This is a genomic window from Streptomyces sp. NPDC050264 (assembly GCF_040655895.1).
In the GTDB taxonomy this organism is placed as follows: Bacteria; Actinomycetota; Actinomycetes; order Streptomycetales; family Streptomycetaceae; genus Streptomyces.
In genome coordinates, this window is record NZ_JBFAKV010000025.1 from 68,762 (window position 1) to 88,784 (window position 20,023).

The 20,023-nt window shown below is 70.7% G+C and carries 15 protein-coding genes; 11 read left to right on the forward strand and 4 right to left on the reverse strand.

What is annotated here, in order from left to right:
* Positions 1 to 16: 16 nt before the first annotated feature.
* Positions 17 to 748: a class III extradiol dioxygenase subunit B-like domain-containing protein gene (locus AB0J02_RS34430; RefSeq protein WP_363197771.1), complete on the forward strand. Its 732-nt coding sequence runs from the start codon at positions 17 to 19 to the stop codon at positions 746 to 748.
* A gap of 75 nt (positions 749 to 823) precedes the next feature.
* Here the strand turns inward: AB0J02_RS34430 and AB0J02_RS34435 are convergent, their stop codons facing one another.
* Positions 824 to 1,078: an antitoxin gene (locus tag AB0J02_RS34435; RefSeq protein WP_363197772.1), complete on the reverse strand. Its 255-nt coding sequence runs from the start codon at positions 1,076 to 1,078 to the stop codon at positions 824 to 826.
* A 74-nt stretch (positions 1,079 to 1,152) separates the two neighbouring features.
* Complete coding sequence (locus tag AB0J02_RS34440; RefSeq protein ID WP_363197773.1) at positions 1,153 to 1,446, reverse strand: hypothetical protein; 294 nt, start codon at positions 1,444 to 1,446, stop codon at positions 1,153 to 1,155.
* Between the two features lie 197 nt (positions 1,447 to 1,643).
* On the opposite strand from AB0J02_RS34440, the gene miaA reads away from it, so the two are divergent.
* The 6 genes from miaA to hflX all read left to right on the forward strand — a co-directional run bounded on the left by miaA (position 1,644) and on the right by hflX (position 9,699).
* Positions 1,644 to 2,582, forward strand: a complete 939-nt coding sequence (gene miaA, locus AB0J02_RS34445; RefSeq protein WP_363197774.1) for a tRNA (adenosine(37)-N6)-dimethylallyltransferase MiaA — start codon at positions 1,644 to 1,646, stop codon at positions 2,580 to 2,582.
* A 107-nt stretch (positions 2,583 to 2,689) separates the two neighbouring features.
* Positions 2,690 to 3,157 (forward strand): hypothetical protein, encoded by a 468-nt coding sequence (locus AB0J02_RS34450; protein ID WP_363197831.1) that lies wholly within the window; start codon positions 2,690 to 2,692, stop codon positions 3,155 to 3,157.
* An 80-nt stretch (positions 3,158 to 3,237) separates the two neighbouring features.
* Positions 3,238 to 4,107 carry a diaminopimelate epimerase gene (dapF, locus tag AB0J02_RS34455; RefSeq protein WP_363197775.1) on the forward strand — a complete coding sequence of 290 codons (870 nt, stop codon included), beginning with the start codon at positions 3,238 to 3,240 and terminating at the stop codon, positions 4,105 to 4,107.
* A gap of 139 nt (positions 4,108 to 4,246) precedes the next feature.
* On the forward strand, positions 4,247 to 6,370 hold the full coding sequence (locus AB0J02_RS34460; protein ID WP_363197776.1) for an HD domain-containing protein: 2,124 nt from the start codon (positions 4,247 to 4,249) through the stop codon (positions 6,368 to 6,370).
* A gap of 78 nt (positions 6,371 to 6,448) precedes the next feature.
* Positions 6,449 to 7,942, forward strand: a complete 1,494-nt coding sequence (locus AB0J02_RS34465) for a M1 family metallopeptidase (protein WP_363197777.1) — start codon at positions 6,449 to 6,451, stop codon at positions 7,940 to 7,942.
* Between the two features lie 248 nt (positions 7,943 to 8,190).
* Entirely contained in the window at positions 8,191 to 9,699 is a 1,509-nt protein-coding gene (gene hflX, locus AB0J02_RS34470) for a GTPase HflX (RefSeq protein WP_363197778.1), read from the forward strand.
* A 73-nt stretch (positions 9,700 to 9,772) separates the two neighbouring features.
* Here the strand turns inward: hflX and AB0J02_RS34475 are convergent, their stop codons facing one another.
* Complete coding sequence (locus AB0J02_RS34475) at positions 9,773 to 10,990, reverse strand: hypothetical protein (RefSeq protein WP_363197779.1); 1,218 nt, start codon at positions 10,988 to 10,990, stop codon at positions 9,773 to 9,775.
* A 332-nt stretch (positions 10,991 to 11,322) separates the two neighbouring features.
* Positions 11,323 to 12,546: a hypothetical protein gene (locus tag AB0J02_RS34480; protein ID WP_363197780.1), complete on the reverse strand. Its 1,224-nt coding sequence runs from the start codon at positions 12,544 to 12,546 to the stop codon at positions 11,323 to 11,325.
* Positions 12,547 to 13,226: 680 nt separating this feature from the next.
* Between AB0J02_RS34480 and AB0J02_RS34485 the strand changes: the two genes are divergently transcribed.
* The 4 genes from AB0J02_RS34485 to AB0J02_RS34500 all read left to right on the forward strand — a co-directional run bounded on the left by AB0J02_RS34485 (position 13,227) and on the right by AB0J02_RS34500 (position 19,985).
* Entirely contained in the window at positions 13,227 to 14,642 is a 1,416-nt protein-coding gene (locus tag AB0J02_RS34485; protein WP_363197832.1) for a diaminobutyrate--2-oxoglutarate transaminase family protein, read from the forward strand.
* Between the two features lie 304 nt (positions 14,643 to 14,946).
* Positions 14,947 to 17,178: an IucA/IucC family protein gene (locus AB0J02_RS34490; RefSeq protein WP_363197781.1), complete on the forward strand. Its 2,232-nt coding sequence runs from the start codon at positions 14,947 to 14,949 to the stop codon at positions 17,176 to 17,178.
* A 53-nt stretch (positions 17,179 to 17,231) separates the two neighbouring features.
* On the forward strand, positions 17,232 to 18,035 hold the full coding sequence (locus tag AB0J02_RS34495; RefSeq protein WP_363197782.1) for a GNAT family N-acetyltransferase: 804 nt from the start codon (positions 17,232 to 17,234) through the stop codon (positions 18,033 to 18,035).
* Positions 18,036 to 18,092: 57 nt separating this feature from the next.
* Positions 18,093 to 19,985, forward strand: coding sequence for an IucA/IucC family siderophore biosynthesis protein (locus tag AB0J02_RS34500; protein ID WP_363197783.1), 1,893 nt, complete (start codon positions 18,093 to 18,095; stop codon positions 19,983 to 19,985).
* The last annotated feature ends 38 nt before the right edge of the window (positions 19,986 to 20,023 follow it).

Below are 20,023 nucleotides of genomic sequence, written 5' to 3' on the forward strand. Positions count from 1 at the left end.
AAGTAGGCTGACGATCATGCTTGTCGCCGCCGCCGTCTGCCCCTGCCCGCCGCTGCTCGTGCCCGAGGTCGCCGCCGGCGCGGCCCCCGAGCTGGACGCCGCGCGCGCGGCCTGCGACGAGGCGATCGGCGCGGTCCTCGCCGCCGCACCGGATCTGCTGTGGGTGATCGGAGAGGGCCCGGACCAGGGCGTCCACACCTCGGGCGCCCGGGGCTCGTTCCGCTCCTTCGGCGTCGACCTCGACGTGCGCCTCGGAGTGCCGGACGAGTCCGCGGAGGCGGCCGGGATCACGCTCCCGCCGTCCCTCTCCGTAGGCGCGTGGCTGCTCGCGCGCGCGGGATGGACGGGCGAAACCCGCGGCTACGAGGTGACGGGCGGCGCCTCCGCCTTCGCCGGCCTGGACGGCGCGTGGCGCCTCGCGGAGGGGCGCACGGGCGCGGAGCGCGTGGGCTTCCTGGTCATGGGCGACGGCACCGCCTGCCGCACGGTGAAGGCCCCCGGCTACCTGGACGAGCGCGCCGAGGCGGTGGACGCGCGGATCGCCGAGGCGCTGCGCACCCTCGACCGGGACGGCTACCTGGCCCAGCTGGACGCCGGTCTCGCCGGCGAACTGAAGATCTCCGGCCGCGCCCCCTGGCAGCTCCTCTCCGGAGCCTGGAGCCAGGACCACGGCGACCACGGCACGGGCCGTCTCCTGTACGAGGACGCGCCCTACGGAGTGGGCTACTTCGTGGCCTCCTGGACGTAGCCCGGCCCGGAACACGGCGACGGCCGCGAAGCCCTCGGGCTTCGCGGCCGTCCGCCAGGTGCGGAGGGATCGGCGTCAGGACGCCGGGGGCGGCGTCGGCGGCGTGCCGCCATCCTTGCCGCCCGGCCCGGAGAGGCGGTCCAGAGTGTCCTTCGCCTTGCTCGTGCCCTGCTGGATCTTGTCGCTGTACTTGCCCTTGGTCTTGTCGTCGACCGCCTTCGCGGCCTTGTCCAGACCTTGGTCGATCTTGTCCCCGTGTTGCTGCGCGAGCCCGGAGACCTTGTCCTTGGCAGGGCTGAGCTTGGCTTTCAAGTTGTCCAGGAAGCCCATGGATCCACCTTCCCTCGCGAAAACTGCCGCCTACTGAAGCGGCGGATTGCTGCGGATTGCTAAAGAACCGCTGACTACTTACGGGCGCCCTCGTCGGCCGCCTCGTTGTCGGCGGCCTCCTTCGCGGACTGCTGCTTCGGAATCTCCACGTTCTCCGTCGCGGCGGCCTCGGCCGTCGCGACGGCCTCCGTCTCCTCGGCCTGGTCCACGGCCTTCTCGTCCGTCGTGGAGGCCTCTGCGGCCTCGGCCGGGGACTCGGCCCCGTCCGTGCCCGCTACGTCCTCCGACGCCGGATCAGCCGTGAGCGTGACGGCCTGCGCCTCGGCGGTCGACGCCGCGTCGCTGTCCTTGGCCTTACGGCGAAACATGGAAAAAACGCCCATTTCAACTCCATACGGTACTCGTGTGGGCGAAATCCCGCCCTTCCCGGTGCGTCCCATTGCGTCGCCCGGGTCACCGGTCCTCAAAACCAGCGGCTGGAACCTCGCAACAGGCAACGACTCCAGGGCGGTGGCGTCACGTAGCTCGTTCGAGAAGCGGCCCCCGGGTTTGCGAGACTGGGGCGGTGAGTAGCGCAGCTCCCGCCCCGCGGGTCATCGCCGTCGTCGGTCCGACCGCGGCCGGAAAGTCAGATCTCGGTGTCTTCCTCGCCAAGGAACTCGGCGGCGAAGTCGTCAACGCCGACTCCATGCAGCTCTACCGAGGGATGGACATCGGCACCGCCAAGCTGACGCCGGAGGAGCGCGCGGGAATTCCGCACCACCTGCTCGACATCTGGGACGTCACGGTGACCGCGAGCGTCGCCGAGTACCAGAGGCTCGCCCGCGCGGAGATCGACCGCCTCCTCGCCGAGGGCCGCTGGCCCGTCCTCGTCGGCGGATCCGGGCTCTACGTACGCGGCGCCGTCGACAAGATGGAGTTCCCCGGCACCGACCCCGAGGTCCGGGCCCGCCTGGAGGAGGAGCTGACGCTGCGCGGCTCCGGCGCCCTGCACGCCCGCCTCGCCGCGTCGGACCCGGAGGCCGCCGCCGCGATCCTGCCGAGCAACGGCCGGCGCATCGTGCGCGCGCTCGAAGTCATCGAGATCACCGGAAAACCGTTCACGGCCAACCTCCCCGGACACGATTCCTTCTACGACACCGTCCAGATCGGTGTCGACGTCGAGCGCCCCGAACTCGATCAGCGCATCGCCACGCGCGTGGACCGTATGTGGGAGGCGGGTCTGGTCGACGAGGTGCGCGCCCTGGAGTCCCGTGGACTGAGCGAGGGGCGGACGGCGTCGCGCGCGCTCGGCTACCAGCAGGTCCTCGCGGCCCTGGCGGGGGAGTGCACCGAGGAGGAGGCGCGCGCGGAGACGACCCGCGCCACCAAGCGCTTCGCGCGCCGTCAGGACTCGTGGTTCCGGCGCGACCCACGGGTGCACTGGCTCAGTGGGGCCGTCGCCGAACGAGGGGAACTCCAGGGCCGGGCAATGGCGTTGGTCGAACGACCGGTCACAGCCTGATCACGTGATGGCATCGGGAAGCTCCGGCCGTCATCCCGGCCTCTTCGGCCGTGCCATCATCGACCATCGATCGACCAGTGGAGTCCGAAATGGGAGGGCGCGTGGCGATGGAGGCCGGCCCTCGTGACACCGCACCGGGCGGGGAACAGTTGAGCCCCGACGGACCAGACGCGATCCCGGACGGCGTGACCGCCGACGGGCCGACCGTCGACGAGATCACCGCGCAGGACGAGGCGGCGGAGGTCGAGATCGAGCTGCGCCCGCAGCGCAGGCTCCGCATCTGGCAGCTCGCCCCCATCGTGATGCTGGCGGCCATCGGCTCGCTGATGTTCGCGTTCCCGCTGTTCTTCGAGTTCGGCGACGGCGGCGCGGTCGTGGCGATGCTGGGGCTGCTGATCAGCTCGTGCGCGGCAGGCTGGGGCATGATGGCGGCCCGCCGGGTGGGCTACACGCTGCCGGGCTTCCCGCCGCGCGGTTCGGGCAGATGGCCGGACTGGCGTGTCGTGGGCGCGTATGTGGTCGTGGTGGCGGCGGTCGCGATCCTGGCCGTCTGGCGCGTGGCGCGACTCCGCTGACTCCCGTGCTGAACCCGTCTCGCACAGAGGCGCCGGACCCATCTCGTACCGGCGTCGGGCTCATCTCGTACGATCGGTGAATGACCACCTTCCTCAAGGGCCACGGGACGCAGAACGACTTTGTGATCATCCCGGACCCGGAGAACGCCGTCGTGCTGTCTCCGGCCGCGGTGGCCGCGCTGTGCGACCGTCGCGCCGGGATCGGCGGCGACGGCGTCCTGCACGTCGTGCGCTCCGCCGCCCACCCCGAGGCGCGTTCCATGGCGGCCGAGGCCGAGTGGTTCATGGACTACCGCAACGGGGACGGCTCGATCGCCGAGATGTGCGGCAACGGAGTGCGGGTCTTCGCCCGCTATCTCCAGCACGCCGGACACGTGGGCGGGGGAGACGTCGCCGTGGCCACGCGAGGCGGCGTCAAGCAGGTCCACATCGACAAGGAAGGCCTGATCACGGTCGGTATGGGCAAGGCGGCGCTCCCCGCGGGCGACGTCACCGTGTCCGTCGACGACCGCACCTGGCCGGCGACGAACGTGAACATGGGCAATCCGCACGCCGTCGCCTTCGTGGACGACCTGGCCCACGCGGGCACCCTCTACGACCCGCCCCCCTTCGCGCCGGTGAACGCGTACCCGCAGGGCGTGAACGTCGAGTTCGTCGTCGACCGCGGACCCCGGCACGTCGCCATGCGCGTGCACGAGCGCGGCTCCGGCGAGACCCGCTCCTGCGGCACCGGCGCCTGCGCGGTGGCCGTCGCCGCGGCCCGCAGAGACGGCCTCGACCCGGCCCTGACCGGGGCCCCCGTGACGTACGAGATCGACCTGCCCGGTGGCAGACTGACGATCACCGAGCGACCCGACGGCGAGATCGAGATGACCGGGCCCGCCGAGATCGTGGCCGAGGGTGTGATCGACGCGGACTGGTTCGCGGCAATCGAAACAGTAAACTCGTGAACTGTCGCTCGAATGGGTGATCCGTTTCACGCTGGGCGAGAGCTGGACTGCGCCACGTGATGGGCTCGGTAGCATCAAGCACCGGTCCGGACGGGTGCCCCCGCCAGCCCGCCACCGGTCGAGACAGCCGGAGGTGCTCATGAGTGCGGAGGCGACCAACCCCGCCAGTCCAGGGCCGATCATGCCCGGAGTACACCGCAGGCGTGGCCGCCCCCGGATCGACCTGCGACGATTGGGCCGCGCCGCGCTCCTGGGCCCCACCCCCCGCGGCCGGCTCCCCGACGCCATCGGCCACGTGGCCGAGGCGCACCGGGCGCACTATCAGGACGCCGAGCTCGACCCGCTGCGCCGCGCCTATGTGCTGGCCGAGTCCTCGCACCGCGGTCAGATGCGCAAGAGCGGCGAGCCCTACATCACGCACCCGCTCGCGGTGACGCTGATCCTGGCCGAACTGGGCGCGGAGACCACGACGCTGACCGCCTCCCTGCTGCACGACACCGTCGAGGACACGGACGTGACGCTCGACCAGGTGCGCACGGAGTTCGGCGAGGAGGTCGCCTACCTCGTCGACGGCGTCACCAAGCTGGAGAAGGTCGACTACGGCGCGGCAGCCGAGCCCGAGACCTTCCGCAAAATGCTCGTCGCCACGGGCAACGACGTGCGCGTCATGTCGATCAAGCTCGCCGACCGCCTGCACAACATGCGCACCCTCGGCGTCATGCGCCAGGAGAAACAGGAACGGATCGCGAAGGTCACCCGCGACGTCCTCATCCCGCTCGCAGAGCGCCTCGGCGTCCAGGCCCTGAAGACCGAACTGGAAGACCTCGTCTTCGCGATCCTCCACCCCGAGGAGTACGCGGAGACGCACGCCCTGATGGCGGTCAACGCGGCGCGTGAGGACGACCCGCTCGCCGCGATCGCCGAAGAGGTGCGCGGAGTACTGCGCGAGGCCGGCCTGAGCGCCGAGGTCCTCATCCGGCCCCGGCACTTCGTTTCGGTGCACCGGGTCCGCCGCAAGCGCGGTGAGCTGCGCGGCGCCGACTTCGGGCGCCTCCTCGTCCTCGTCTCCGAGGACGCGGACTGTTACGGCGTCCTCGGCGAGCTGCACACCTGTTTCACCCCGGTGGTCTCGGAGTTCAAGGACTTCATCGCCGTACCGAAGTTCAACCTGTACCAGTCGCTCCACACCGCCGTCGCCCGCGGCGACGGCGAGGTCGCCGAAGTCCTCATCCGGACCCACCAGATGCACAAGGTGGCGGAGGCGGGCGTCGTCGCCCTCGGCAATCCCTACACGCCGTCCGGCGAAGATCAGCTGGACACCGTCGGCGAGCGCGCCGACCCCACCCGCCCCGGCTGGCTCTCCCGCCTCCTCGACTGGCAGCAGTCCGCGCCCGACGCCGACATCTTCTGGTCGACCCTGCGCGAGGACCTCGCACAGGACCGCGAGATCACCGTCTTCAGGCCGGACGGAGGCACCATCGGCCTGCCCGCGGGCGCCAGCTGTGTCGACGCCGCGTACGCCCAGTACGGCGAGGACGCCCACGCCTGCATCGGCGCGCGCGTGAACGGCCGCCTGGCGACGCTCGGCACCGTCCTCAGCGACGGCGACACGGTGCAGCTCCTGATGGACCGGATGGAGGGAGCCGCCGCCTCCGAGCCGTCCCGCGACTGGCTCGACCACGCCCGTACACCCGCCGCGCGCATCGCCATCCGGCGCTGGCTGACCGCCCACCCCGAAGGCCCGCGGGCCACCGAGGCAGCGCCCCGCGCGCCCTACAGCGGGCCCTCCGCCCGGCCCGCCGCGGCGAACGCCGTGGTCGACCAGCCGGGCGCGACCGTACGCCTGGCCGGCTGCTGCACGCCCGTACCGCCCGACGAGATCACCGCCTTCGCCGTACGCGGCGGCGCGGTCACCGTGCACCGCGCCGCGTGTTCCGGCGTGGCACACATGAGGAGCGCCGGGCGCACGGAGGTCGGTGTGCGCTGGGCCGACGCGGAGACCGCCGAGTACCGGGTGACACTTGTCGCCGAGTCGTTCAGCCGCCCGCATCTGCTGGCCGACCTCACGGAAGCCATAGCGCTTGAGGGCGTCGCCATCATCTCGGCGACCGTCGAACCGCCCGCCCAGGGCGGCGTCCGGCACACGTACACACTGCAACTCCCGGACGCCGCCCACCTCCCCGGGCTCATGCGGGCGATGCGGAACGTGCCGGGGGTGTACGACGTCGGGCGTGCCCAGCACGCGGCGACCGGAGCCCTCTGACGCGCAAGAGGGCCTCGTTCGGGTGGGTGCGGCGTGTACCGCCCCCACCGTGGGGCGGCGCGCTGATAGCGGTAGTTCATGCTGCTCAGCTCCCGAACGCCCCGCACCGCCGCGCTGCTCGCCGCAGGTGCCTCCGTCGTCCTCCTCGCGGCGGCCGCGCCGCAGTCGGCCACACCGCTCGGCATCGGCGACCGCCTCTTCCCGCACCTCGGCAACCCCGGGTACGACGTACGGTCGTACGACATCGCCTTCACCTACGGCGGTGACAACAGCAAGCCGCTCTCCGCGGTCACCAGCATCGACGCCCGGGCGACCGCCCCGCTCGACCGGATCAACCTCGACTTCTCGCACGGAACGGTGCGCTCGGTGGAGGTCAACGGGAGCCCCGCCCACTTCGCGACCAGCGACGAGGACCTGATCGTCACGCCCGACCGCGCCGTGGAGCCGGGGCAGCCGCTGCGCATCACCGTGCGCCACACCAGCGACCCCGCCCCCGGCAAGGAGGAGACCGGCTGGGTCCGCACCAAGGACGGGCTCGCCATGGCGAACCAGGCGGACGCCGCGCACCGGGTGTTCCCGTGCAACGACCACCCCGCGGACAAGGCCTACTTCACGTTCCGCGTCACCGCCCCCAAGGGTCTGCAGGCGGTCGCCAACGGACTCCCCGTGACGACGAAGCGCGCCGGGGCCACCACCAGCTGGGTCTACCGCACCGCCCACCCCATGGCCACCGAACTGGCCCAGGTCTCCATCGGCCGCTCGGCCGTCCTGCACCAGAAGGGGCCCCACGGGCTCCCGATGCGCGATGTCGTTCCCGCCAAGGACACCAAGGTCCTACGGCCCTGGCTCGCCAAGACGCCCGGCCAGATCGCCTGGATGGAGAGCAAGGTCGGCCGCTACCCCTTCGAGAACTACGGCCTGCTCATCGCCGAGGCGAGCACCGGCTTCGAGCTCGAGACGCAGACGCTCTCCCTCTTCGAGCGGGAGGTCTTCACGCGGCCCGAGTACCCGAAGTGGTACGTCGAATCGATCATGGTCCATGAACTCGCGCACCAGTGGTTCGGCGACAGCGTCAGCCCCCGCACCTGGTCCGACCTCTGGCTCAACGAGGGCCATGCCACCTGGTACGAGGCCCTCTACACCGAGGAGAAGGCCCACGCGCCCATCGAGAAGCGGATGCGCAACGCCTACAGCGCCTCGGATCGCTGGCGCGCGGCCGGCGGCCCGCCCGCCGCGCCCAAGGGGCCGACACACGGCGAGAAGATCAGCATCTTCCGGCCGGTCGTCTACGACGGCAGCGCCCTCGTCCTGTACGCGCTGCGCCAGGAGATCGGCAAGGACGCCTTCGGGCAGCTGGAACGGGCGTGGGTGAGCACGCACCGTGACTCCACCGCCACGACCGACGACTTCGTCACCCTCGCCTCGCAGATCAGCGGACGTGACCTGACCGGCTTCTTCCAGGCCTGGCTGTACGGGGAGAAGACGCCGCCCATGCCCGGACACCCGGACTGGAAGGTCGAGCCGGTCCAGAAGTCCCAGCCCGTGCGGAAGTCCCAGTCGGCGCAGAAGTAGGGTGCGCGGCGAGGCTTCGGCCCCGTCACCTCGGGAAATAACCCGAGTGACGAGACGGCCCGTACCGTGCGATCCTCTTCAGGTCGACGGCGCGGGCGGCCATCACGATCGAACACTGATCGGGTCCGAACGACTCCGACCGGCTCTGATCGGCCCTTCCGGGAATCCCCGGGCCGGGTCGTGCGTTGTCAGAGAGGACGGGCGAGGCGTCCGTCACATTTACCGAATCCCAGCGACGTAAGGATCCAATGACCTCCTCCTCTTCCCCTTCCCAGGATGCGCAGAGCCTCGCGCAGAACCCCACCGAAGGTCTTCGGGCCGATGCCCTGATGGAGGAGGACGTCGCCTGGAGCCACGAGATCGACACAGCGCGGGACGGCGAACAGTTCGACCGCTCGGAGCGCGCGGCCCTGCGCCGCGTGGCAGGCCTCTCCACCGAACTGGAAGACGTCACCGAGGTCGAGTACCGACAGCTCCGCCTGGAGCGCGTGGTCCTCGTCGGCGTCTGGACGTCGGGCACGAGCGACGACGCGGACAACTCCCTCGCGGAGCTGGCCGCCCTCGCCGAGACCGCGGGCGCCCTGGTGCTCGACGGCGTCATCCAGCGCCGGGACAAGCCCGACGCGGCGACGTACATCGGCTCGGGCAAGGCCCAGGAGCTGCGGGACATCGTCCTGGAGACCGGAGCCGACACGGTCGTGTGCGACGGTGAGCTGAGCCCCGGCCAGCTCATCCACCTCGAAGACGTCGTGAAGGTCAAGGTGGTCGACCGGACCGCCCTGATCCTCGACATCTTCGCCCAGCACGCCAAGTCCCGAGAGGGCAAGGCGCAGGTCGCGCTCGCGCAGATGCAGTACATGCTGCCGCGGCTGCGCGGCTGGGGTCAGTCGCTCTCCCGGCAGATGGGTGGCGGCGGCTCCTCCGGCTCCGGCGGTGGCATGGCCACCCGTGGTCCCGGTGAGACCAAGATCGAGACGGACCGGCGACGGATCCGCGAGAAGATGGCGAAGATGCGCCGTGAGATCGCGGAGATGAAGACGGGCCGCGAGATCAAGCGTCAGGAGCGCCGACGCAACAAGGTGCCCTCGGTCGCCATCGCCGGCTACACGAACGCGGGCAAGTCGTCCCTGCTCAATCGCCTCACGGGCGCGGGCGTCCTGGTGGAGAACGCGCTGTTCGCCACCCTGGACCCGACCGTGCGCCGGGCCGAGACCCCGAGCGGTCGGCTGTACACGCTGGCCGACACGGTCGGTTTCGTCCGGCACCTGCCGCACCACCTCGTCGAGGCGTTCCGCTCCACGATGGAGGAGGTCGGCGACTCCGACCTGATCCTGCACGTGGTCGACGGTTCGCACCCGGTGCCCGAGGAGCAGCTCGCTGCCGTACGCGAGGTCATCCGTGATGTCGGGGCCACCAAGGTCCGCGAGATCGTGGTGATCAACAAGGCGGACGCGGCAGACCCGCTGGTGCTCCAGCGGCTGATGCGCCAGGAGAAGCATTCGATCGCCGTCTCGGCCCGTACGGGTGCGGGCATCGAGGAGCTGCTCGCGCTCATCGACGCCGAACTGCCGCGGCCCGAGGTCGAGATCGAGGCCCTCGTGCCGTACACGCACGGCCAGCTGGTCGCGCGGGCGCACACCGAGGGCGAGGTGATCTCCGAGGAGCACACCGCGGAGGGCACGCTCCTCAAGGCGCGCGTCCACGAGGAACTCGCCGCGAACCTCGCGCCGTACGTTCCCACGGCGGCCGCGAGTTGATCCGCCCTGCATGAACGAGCCCCGGCCGGGTCCACCCGGCCGGGTCTTCACGTAACGCCTGCCGACAACTGCCTTATCGGCTGCCGTACTTCTCGCTCATCGTGTCGAAGACCTGCTGGGCCTCCCGGCCCAACTGCGGTCCGGCGAGCCAGGTGTTGCCGGCCGGGCCGATCGACGTGTTCGACACCAGGACGGTCTTGCCGTCACGGACGCGGAACCAGCCACCGCCCGACGAACCGCCCGTCATCGTGCAGCCGATGCGGTACATCGTCGGCTGCTCAGGGCTGAGCGAGAGCCGCCCCGGCCGGTCGAGACACTTGTTCATGAGCAGACCGTCGAACGGCGGAGCGGCCGGGTAGCCCCACGCACCCATCGAGCCGACCGACTGAACGGACGGCACCGAGAAGTCCACGTCCAGGGCGTTCCCGACCGTCTCCTCAAGGGACTTGGTGCCCTGCTCCGGCTTCACGTGCAGCACCGCGAAGTCGTACGGCGCGCCCGCACCGCCCGACTCGGCGCCCTGGCTCATCCATTCGTTCGAGGTGGAAGCCCAGTCGGCCCAGTAGGTGCCGTACGGAGCGATCTCCGTCTGCGTCGCATTGCGCAGCGCGTCCGCCGACTTGCCCTGGTCGTTGTACGACGGCACGAACGCGATGTTGCGGTACCAGCCGCCCGCCCCACCCGCGTGCACACAGTGGCCCGCGGTCCACACCAGGTTCGACCGGCCCGGGTTGCGCGGGTCCTTCACGACGGTGCCGGAGCAGACCATCGAACCCTCGGGGGAGTCGAAGAAGACCTTGCCGACCGGCGCCGCGTTCTCGTGGTACGGCGTCTTCTCGGCCTGCGCCCGGACGGGCTCGGGCTCCGGGTCGGAGACGCCCTGGTCGTCCGCGTAGTCCTTCGCCGCGATCGTCTTGTCCGGGTCCTTGGCGGACTTCATCCGCTCGGGCTTCCACAGGCCGTCGATGACCGGGTTGACGAAGTCCTTGGACTCGCGCAGCCAGTCGTCCTTGTCCCAGTTCTTCCAGGCCCCGTTCTTCCACTTGTCGGGGTCGATGCCGTGCTTCTTCAGCCGGTCGGCGACGTCGCCCGGCAGCTCGGCGCCGTCGGACCCCTGCGACGAGGCGGCGGCCGGCTTGCCCCCCGCCGCGGACTCGCTGTCCTTGCCGTCATCGCAAGCGGTGGCGGTGAGCGCCAGGGCGGCGGCGAGCCCGGTCGCGGCGAGGACGGAGCGCCGCCCCTGGCCGCGGCCCCGGCCGCGGACGACGGCGGATGGTCGTATGGAACGCATGGTGCTGTTACCCCCGGAGAAAAACGGTGCGCGGCACGCCTGTGGCGTGGTGGCCACGGCGTCGGCGCTGTCGGTCTGGAGCGTCTGTCATGAGCGTGTCATTCGCGGGACGGGCGTCCGCACGCCCCCGCTTCGACGCAGCACCCCACTATGCCTGTGGAGTTGCGGACGAACAGGGGTGGGGTGGTGAAGGTTCGGTCACCCCACCGCCGCGGTCCTGGTCGACAACGCCCGTCCGGGTGGACGGGACCGCTGTCCCCACGTCTGTCCCGCGTGTCCGGCGCCCCGCATGGACCGGGCCATCGCCTGAGGGAAAGGGCTGCTCGCTGTGACTACTGGGCGAACTTCTCGCTCACGGCGTTGTAGATCCCCTTGGCTTCCTTGCCCAGCCGCGGACCGGCGAGCCAACCCGCCGTCACCGGGCCGATCGAGGTGTTCGACACCAGCGCGGGCCGACCGTCGGAACCCTGCCCGACCCAGCCACCGCCGGACGAACCCCCGGTCATCGTGCAGCCGATCCGGTACATCGTCGGGTCCGTCGAGTTCAGCGACAGGCGCCCCGGCTTGTCCGCACACTGGAACAGCTTCTGCCCGTCGAACGGCGGCGCCGCCGGGTACCCCTTCGCCGTCAGCTGAGAGATCTGCGGTACCGCGGGCGCGTTGAAGTTCACCGGCAGCGACGAACCGACCGTCTCCTCAAGGGACTTGGCCCCGCTGCCCTTCTCCGGCGTCACATGGATGACGGCGAAGTCGTACGGCGCACCCGCACCGCCGGTCGGACCGCCCTGCTCGATCCACTGGTCGGACGTCTGCGCCCAGTCGCCCCACCACACACCGAACGGAGCGACTTCCTCCTTGGGCGCCCCCTGCAACTCCTCGGCGCTCTTGCCGTCATTGTTGTACGAGGGCACGAACGCGATGTTGCGGTACCAGCCGCCCTTCTTGCCCGCGTGCACGCAGTGGCCGGCCGTCCAGATCATGTCGGACTTGCCGGGGTGGGCGGGGTCGGAGACCACGGTGGCCGAGCACACCATCGACCCCTCGGGGCCGTCGAAGAACAGCTTGCCCGCGTACGGTGCGCTGCCGTGGTACGGAGAAGCGACGGCAGCGGCCTGCACCGGCTGCGGCGTCGGGTCCGTCACACCCTGGTCACCGGAGATGTCGTTGTCGTCGACCTCGCCCCCGGGGTGCTTGTCGGCGTCGCGCATCCGGTCCGAGTCCCACAGACCGTCGATGATCGGGTTGACGAAGTCCTTCGCCTCACGCAGCCACTTGTCCCGGTCCCAGTTCTTCCACTCGCCGTTCTTCCACTTGTCCGGATCGATCCCGTGTTCCTTCAGCTTCTCCTTGATGTTGTCCGGGATCTGAAGGGTGCCGTTGCCGCCCGCGGTCGCGGTGGACGACGCCTTGTCACTCGCGTCGTCGTCACCCGGACCGCACGCGGTGGCGGTCAGAGCGAGCACCGCGCCTAGCGCAACGGCCGCCGCCACGGGGGACGTTCTGCCGCGCACGCTCCTGGCGCGGCGAGCGGAGAACAGCGGGCGTATGGGTCGCATGGTGTGAATCCCCCTGGGCTTCGAGATCATTGCACTGCCGAACAGGGCTGTGGACGGGCTGTGCGGCGCCCTCCCCGAACGGCACCCCACACTATGCCGGTGCCGTCGGGGACGACCGACGGAACAGCAACGGTTCCGTCACGGAGGGATCATGACGCTGCCGCCCGGCCCTCCGCGCGAAGGCCACCACCCCGATCTCCCGGCCACGACGGTCTGACGCACGGCGAACCGCGCCCCTCCGGCCCTCGTCGTCGGTATGTCATCGGTACGTCGTCATGGGTTCGTCGTCGGTACGTACGCGGGATCCGCAACCGGCGTTCACTCCGCGATCCGAGCGGCAGGCGCGGCCTGAGTGGCGTGAGCAGCGCGAGTGGCTTGCGCAGCACGAGCGGCGCGAGTGGTTGGCCCGAGATGATCTGTGGCGCAGGTCTCGTCACGAGTCTCCGAGCCACCCGTGTTCCTCCCGCCCGCTCGTCGTTAGGGCATACGGGGGATCCGCAGTCGGCGCTCAGTCCTCGAACCGTCCTGGCGTGCTGCCAGGGCGGTGCTTCGGTGAGGTGCGTGCCAACTCGCCCCGCCCACCGGTGAGTCGACCCGACCAGTCGACCGAATCTCCAGCGGGAGGACCAGCAGCCGTGACCGACCCTGAGCCCGTGACGGTGCCCGCCCCGTACGACGGGATGGCGCGCGGGACAGCAGCACGCGAAAGTGCCGTGCACGAAGGGATCCTGCGCCGCCAGTCCGCGCGGGAGTCGGCGGCGCGCACCTACGCGCGCGCCCTGCCGATCGTGCCGGTGAGGGCCCGCGGCCTCACCATCGAGGGCGCCGACGGCCGCCGCTATCTCGACTGCCTCTCCGGTGCGGGCACGCTCGCCCTCGGTCACAACCATCCCGTGGTGCTCGAGGCCATCCGCAAGGTGCTCGACTCCGGAGCCCCGTTGCACGTCCTCGACCTGGCCACACCCGTCAAGGACGCCTTCACCACAGAGCTGTTCCGCACGCTGCCACGGGCCCTCGCCGACCGGGCCCGCATCCAGTTCTGCGGGCCGGCCGGGACCGACGCGGTCGAGGCCGCCCTGAAACTGGTCCGCACCGCCACCGGCCGCCCGGGCCTCCTCGCCTTCACCGGCGCATATCACGGGATGACCGCCGGCGCCCTCGAAGCGTCGAGCGGGGCGCAGGACGTCCGGGTCGCACGCCTGCCCTACCCACAGGACTACCGCTGCCCCTTCGGAATCGGCGGCCCGCGCGGAGCCGAACTCGGCGCCCGCTGGACCGAGTCGCTCCTCGACGACACCAAATCTGGAGTGCCCCGCCCGGCGGGCATGATCCTCGAACCGGTACAGGGCGAGGGCGGCGTCATCCCCGCCCCCGACACCTGGCTGCGCCGCATGCGGGCGATCACCGAGTCCCGCTCGATCCCGCTGATCGCCGACGAGGTCCAGACCGGCGTCGGCAGGACCGGCGCCTTCTGGGCCGTGGAGCACAGTGGTGTGGTCCCGGACGTGATGGTGCTGTCCAAGGCGATCGGCGGCAGCCTCCCGCTCGCTGTGATCGTCTACCGCGACGACCTCGACGTCTGGGGCCCCGGCGCGCACGCGGGCACCTTCCGAGGCAACCAGCTCGCGATGGCGGCGGGCACGGCGACCCTGGCCCACGTGCGCGAGAACGGCCTCGCCCAACGCGCGGGTGAACTCGGAGCCCGCATGATCGGCCAACTCCAGTCGCTGGCCAAGGAACACCCGTGCATCGGCGACGTACGGGGCCGGGGCCTGATGATCGGAGTGGAGCTCGTCGACCCGGAAGGCTCCACCCAGGCGTCCAGCGGTCCGGACCCCACCGGCGGCGCCACCGACTTCTCGGCCGATCCTCTGCTCGGCGGACCGACGGCCGCGCCGCTGCCCGCCGCCCCCGAGCTGGCCGCAGCCGTCCGCGACGCCTGCCTGGACCGAGGGCTGATTGTCGAGCTCGGCGGCCGCCACTCCAGCGTCGTACGCCTCCTGCCTCCCCTCACCATCACCGACGAACAGGCCGCGGCCGTCATCGACCGGCTCGCGGACGCCCTCGCGGCCGTGGCCCGAACTCACCGCGGCTAGGGGGTGTCGTTCGGATGAGGCCTGATCAAGGAGCGGGGCCTGGCACTGTGTATGGCAGAGCGGAGGTGGGGGTCGACGCGATGGGCCCCCGTGCTCGAGCAAAGCCGAGAGCCTGGGGGCCTCGGCGACCGACGACAGCGCCGCGAGATGCGGTGCCGGATCCCGCGAGCCCGGCGTGATCCGGACGACACCCCCCAGCCGCACCACCAGACGACGGCACGCCTTGCCCCAGCGACAGCCGCGGAAACCGGACCAGCCGGACCACCGCCTCACGGAGCCCACCACCCCACGCAAGGAAGCACTCTTGAACGCCACTCCCGCATCCGACGGCCGTCCCCGCCCCCCTGCCGGTGGAGCCTGCGACACGCAGTCCCCGCCCGAGCCGGAGCACGACACGGTCCCCCGGCAGAAAAACGGCGTCCAAGAGGCCGGGCATCCGCACACCTCCACGGTCGACCTCCTCGAACACCCCGATCCCGCAACCGCCGCCCAGATCGCGGCAGCCGAGAACTTGCTGCGCTGCTGGGTACGCGAGAACAACATCGCTCCTCCCTCCGTCGGCGCCCTCCGCATCACCCTGCCTGCGAGCGGCACCGCCCTTCTCGTCCCCGTCCACTACTGGTCACTCGCCGGCTGGCACCGCTTCGGCCTGCCTTACGTGGAGGACGGCCCCCAGGGCGCCCCCTGCGTCGACGCGGTCACCCTCGCCGCCCTCCTCAGCCGCGAATCGACCCCGGCCGACACGACGTCGCCCGGCCCCGACGGCCCCCACACCGGTGCCGACGCCGGCGGAGGTCAGCCGACGCCGAACGCGGACACCGTCCCCTCACTGCCGACCGACCGACACACCGACACCGCCACAGCACCGGGGACGGTGGCAGCCACCGGCGTCGCCACAGCCACGGGGACAGTGGCCGCCACCCACACGGCCACGGTCACCAGCTCAGGCACGGTCATCGGTACAAGCACGAGCACCGGAACGGGCACGAGCACCGATACGGGTGCCGCCACCGACGAGCACCGCCCGTCGGTCTCCGTCACTGTGTCGGTCACCACCGGCGCCGTCGTCCCCTCCGGTGACAGCGGCGACCTGGTCGTCCGCGTCGCCGACTCCGTACGACGCACCGCCGAGTTCATCGCCGACCGACGCCGCCGTCGCACCGACGATTCCGACCGCTTCCTTGCCGGGGAACAGTCCCTGCTCCTCGGCCACCCGCTGCACCCGACGCCCAAGAGCCGCGAGGGACTCTCCGAGGCCGAATCCCGCCTCTATTCACCGGAATTGCGCGGTTCCTTCCCGCTGCACTGGATCGGCGTCGCCCCCGAGGTCCTCGCCCATGACTCGGCCTGGACCGAGCGCGGCCGCACTGTCTCCGCCTCTCACCTCACTTCTCAACTCGCCGGTTCCGAACTCCCGTTGCCCGATGGCTTCGCCGCCCTGCCGCTGCACCCCTGGCAGATCCGCGAACTCCAGCACCGCCCGAGCGCCGCGGCCCTCCTCGACGCGGGCCTCCTCCGCGACCTCGGCCCGCAGGGCGAACCCTGGTTCCCCACCTCCTCCGTCCGCACCCTGTACCGACCCGGCGCGCCCGCGATGCTGAAGCTCTCCCTGGGCCTGCGGATCACCAACTCCCGCCGCGAGAACCTCCGCAAAGAACTCCACCGGGGCGTCGAGGTCCACCGGCTGCTGCGCAACGGCCTCGCCGGGCAGTGGCACGCCGCCCACCCGGGCTTCGACATCGTCCGCGACCCGGCCTGGCTCGCGGTCGACGACCTGGCCGGCGAGCCCGTCCCCGGCCTCGACGTCATGATCCGCAACAACCCCTTCCGTACCGGCGACGACGCCTCCTGCCTCGCCGGCTTCGTCTCGCCCCGGCCCTCGCACGACCCGGCGGGCCGCTTGGACCACGCCCCGATGGGCTCACGGCTGGCGGACACCGTGACCCGCCTCGCGGCCCGCACCGGACGCCCCAGCGGAGCCGTGGCCACCGAGTGGTTCCTGCGCTACCTCGAGCACGTGGTGCGCCCCGTGCTCTGGCTCGACAGCGAAGCCGGCATCGCCCTTGAAGCGCACCAGCAGAACACCCTCCTGCTTCTGGACGCCGACGGATGGCCGACCGGCGGCCGCTACCGCGACAACCAGGGCTACTACTTCCGAGAATCCCGCCGCGCCGAACTCGACAAGAGGCTGCCCGGCATCGGCGCGCTCAGCGACACCTTCGTATCCGACGAGGTCACCGACGAGAGGTTCGCCTACTACCTCGCCATCAACAACATCCTCGGCCTCATCGGCGCCTTCGGCTCCCAACAGCTCGCCGACGAAAGGCTGTTGCTCGCGGCGTGCCGTCGCTTCCTCAGCGGGGCCGCGACCGGCCCGCAGCGACTGCGCAGCCCACTGCCGGACCGCCTGCTGCAATCGCCCACGCTGCGCTGCAAGGCGAATCTGCTCACGCGGCTGCACGGCCTCGACGAACTCGTCGGCCCCGTCGACACCCAATCCGTCTACGTCACCATCACCAACCCCTTCCATATCTGAGGACCCCGACAACCCGAGGACCGCGCCCCGCGCAACTGCCCGAGAGGAGCGCCGTGCCACCCACAGATGCGAGCACCGACGCGAGCACCGACGCCGACACCACCCCCGTCGCCGATCAGGGCGAACCGGCCGCCCCTCCGGAGAACCCCGACTGCCAGGACACCCTGGACCTGCGCCTCCCCGACGAACTGCTCGCGCTCATCGTCGAACAGGACGGGTCGGGGTCCGCCGACGGCACGGACAGCGGGCACCGCAGCACCCCAGCGTTCACGGGTGCGACCCAGCACGACCTGCTGGACGACGTGGGGGAGTGGGGACCGGTCACCACTCCCTCAGGCGTGTTCCAGCTCGTGCCCGCCCGCATCGAGCGCGACCTCAAGCTCATCAGCCGCTGGATGAACGACCCCGCCGTGGCAGCCTTCTGGGAACTCGCGGGTCCCGAGACCGTCACCGCGGAGCACCTGCGCCCCCAACTCGACGGCGACGGACGCAGCGTGCCCTGCCTCGGCGTACTCGACGGCAGGCCCATGAGCTACTGGGAGATCTACCGCGCCGACCTCGACCCGCTGGCCCGCCACTACCCCGCCCGTCCGCACGACACCGGAATCCACCTCCTCATCGGTGGCGTCGCCAACCGCGGACGAGGGCTCGGGACCACACTGCTCAAAACCGTCGCCGACCTCGTACTCGACCATCGCCCGCCGTGCGCGCGCGTCATCGCAGAACCAGATATTCGCAACACCCCCTCCGTCTCCGCCTTCCTGAGCGCAGGCTTCCGCTTCTCCGCCGAGGTGGACCTCCCCGACAAGCGGGCCGCGCTCATGGTCCGTGACCGAGCCCTGCGCACCGTGCTGTGAGCTCGTCACTCTTAGTACACCGCTCGACCCGATCCGGTTCCCTCGCGAGGAGTCCCCGTGCCGAAGCCGCCCGTCGCCCCGATTTCCGCAGAGCCGCTCGTGCTGTACGACCCGCCCGAGCTCACGCGTGAGAACTGGGACCGGGCAGGGGCGCGCCTGCTGGCCAAGCTGATCGGCGAATTCGCGTACGAGGAAATCCTCCGGCCGCTGCCCGCCGGCCGTGATGCGGCACCGGCCCCGGGCCACCGCCACCCCTATACCCTCGCCGTCCCGGGCAACGAGGAGTCCCATGGCGGACTGGTCCGGTTCCACGCCCGCCGTGGCGTGTACGGCAGTTGGCAGGTGGAACCGGACAGCATCGAATGGGAGAGCGCCCCGAGCGCAACGGGCGACGAAACCGCCGGTTCAGCTGCCCGCGAGCCGTTCACCGACCCGCTCGCCTTCCTCCTCCGCGTCAAGCACCTCCTCGAACTCGACGGAACCACCCTCGGCCACCTCCTCCGCGAACTCTCCGTGACGCTCGCCGCCGACGCACGGCTGGACCACTCCGCGCTGACCGCGCCCCAGCTCGCCGACCTCGGCTACGCGGAGCTCGAAGGCCACCAGACCGGCCACCCCTGGATCGTCCTCAACAAGGGCCGCATCGGTTTCTCGGCGACCGACACAGCCCGCTGGGCCCCGGAGGCCCGCCACCACACCAGCCTCCCCTGGCTCGCCGTGCACATTGGCCTCGCCACCTACCGAGGCGCCGCAGGCCTGGAGACCGCCGACTTCCTCTACTCCCGCGAACTCGACGCTCCGACCCGCCAGTTGTTCGCCGAGCATCTCCGCGCACGGGGCCTGGACCCGGCCACGTACCTCTATCTCCCCGTGCACCCCTGGCAGTGGGACGACATCGTGCTCCCGCTCTTCGCGCAGTCCGTCGCCACGGACATGATCGTCCCGCTCCCCACCGACGGTGACCTGCGACTGCCGCAACAATCGATTCGTACGTTCCTGAACACCACCCACCCGGAACGGCACACCGTCAAACTGCCCCTGTCGGTTCTCAACACCCTCGTATGGCGCGGACTCCCGACGGAGCGCACCCTGGCCGCTCCCGCCGTGACCACATGGATGCTGGGACTGCGCGACGCCGACCCCTTCCTCAGAGACGAGTGCGGAGTCATCCTGCTGGGCGAAGTCGCCTCCGTTGCGGTCCGGCACCCCCTGTACGACGGACTCGACGAAGTCCCGTACCAGTACAAGGAATTGCTCGGAGCGATCTGGCGAGAGCCCGTCGCGAGACACCTCGCACCCGGAGAACGCGCCCGCACCCTCGCCTCCTTGTTGCACGTCGACCCGCACGGACGCGCGTTCACGGCAGAACTGGTCGCGCGCTCGGGACTCGAAGCGAAGACCTGGCTGCGCAGGTTGTTCGCTTCCCTGCTCCCGCCCCTGCTGCGCTTTCTGTACCTCTACGGAACTGTCTTCTCGCCCCACGGGGAGAACGCCATTGTCGTCTTCGACGACCAGGACGTCCCCGTGCGCCTGGCGGTCAAGGACTTCGTGGACGACGTCAATGTCAGCGCCGAACCGCTCCCGGAGCACGACTCCATGCCGTGCGACGTACGCGACGTCCTCCTTACGGAGAGTCCTGACTTCCTGACCCAGTTCATCCACTCAGGGCTCTTCGTCGGTGTCTTCCGCTACCTGGCGCCCTTGTGCGAAGAACAACTCGGTGTCTCGGAGGCGGAGTTCTGGTCCTTGGTGCGCGCTGAGATCCTGCGCCACCACGCCCGGTTCCCGGAGCTGAAGGAGCGGTACGAGATGTTCGACCTGCTCACCCCCCGGATCGAGCGCCTGTGCCTCAACCGCAACCGCCTCCATCTCGACGGCTACCGCGACCGTTCCCACCGCCCGCACGCCGCCGTGCACGGCACCATCGCCAACCCCCTCCACCAGCCTTGATCGCGGGATTGTCAGTGGCGCCCTTTAGGGTGGTCGAG

Coding starts and splice junctions, on each gene's coding strand:
- AB0J02_RS34465 (WP_363197777.1), top strand. CDS start 6,449: ATGCTGCTCAGCTCCCGAACGCCCCGCACCGCCGCGCTGCTCGCCGCA.
- AB0J02_RS34475 (WP_363197779.1), bottom strand. CDS start 10,990: ATGCGTTCCATACGACCATCCGCCGTCGTCCGCGGCCGGGGCCGCGGC.
- AB0J02_RS34430 (WP_363197771.1), top strand. CDS start 17: ATGCTTGTCGCCGCCGCCGTCTGCCCCTGCCCGCCGCTGCTCGTGCCC.
- AB0J02_RS34440 (WP_363197773.1), bottom strand. CDS start 1,446: ATGTTTCGCCGTAAGGCCAAGGACAGCGACGCGGCGTCGACCGCCGAG.
- AB0J02_RS34480 (WP_363197780.1), bottom strand. CDS start 12,546: ATGCGACCCATACGCCCGCTGTTCTCCGCTCGCCGCGCCAGGAGCGTG.
- hflX (WP_363197778.1), top strand. CDS start 8,191: ATGACCTCCTCCTCTTCCCCTTCCCAGGATGCGCAGAGCCTCGCGCAG.
- AB0J02_RS34485 (WP_363197832.1), top strand. CDS start 13,227: ATGGCGCGCGGGACAGCAGCACGCGAAAGTGCCGTGCACGAAGGGATC.
- AB0J02_RS34450 (WP_363197831.1), top strand. CDS start 2,690: ATGGAGGCCGGCCCTCGTGACACCGCACCGGGCGGGGAACAGTTGAGC.
- AB0J02_RS34435 (WP_363197772.1), bottom strand. CDS start 1,078: ATGGGCTTCCTGGACAACTTGAAAGCCAAGCTCAGCCCTGCCAAGGAC.
- AB0J02_RS34460 (WP_363197776.1), top strand. CDS start 4,247: ATGAGTGCGGAGGCGACCAACCCCGCCAGTCCAGGGCCGATCATGCCC.
- dapF (WP_363197775.1), top strand. CDS start 3,238: ATGACCACCTTCCTCAAGGGCCACGGGACGCAGAACGACTTTGTGATC.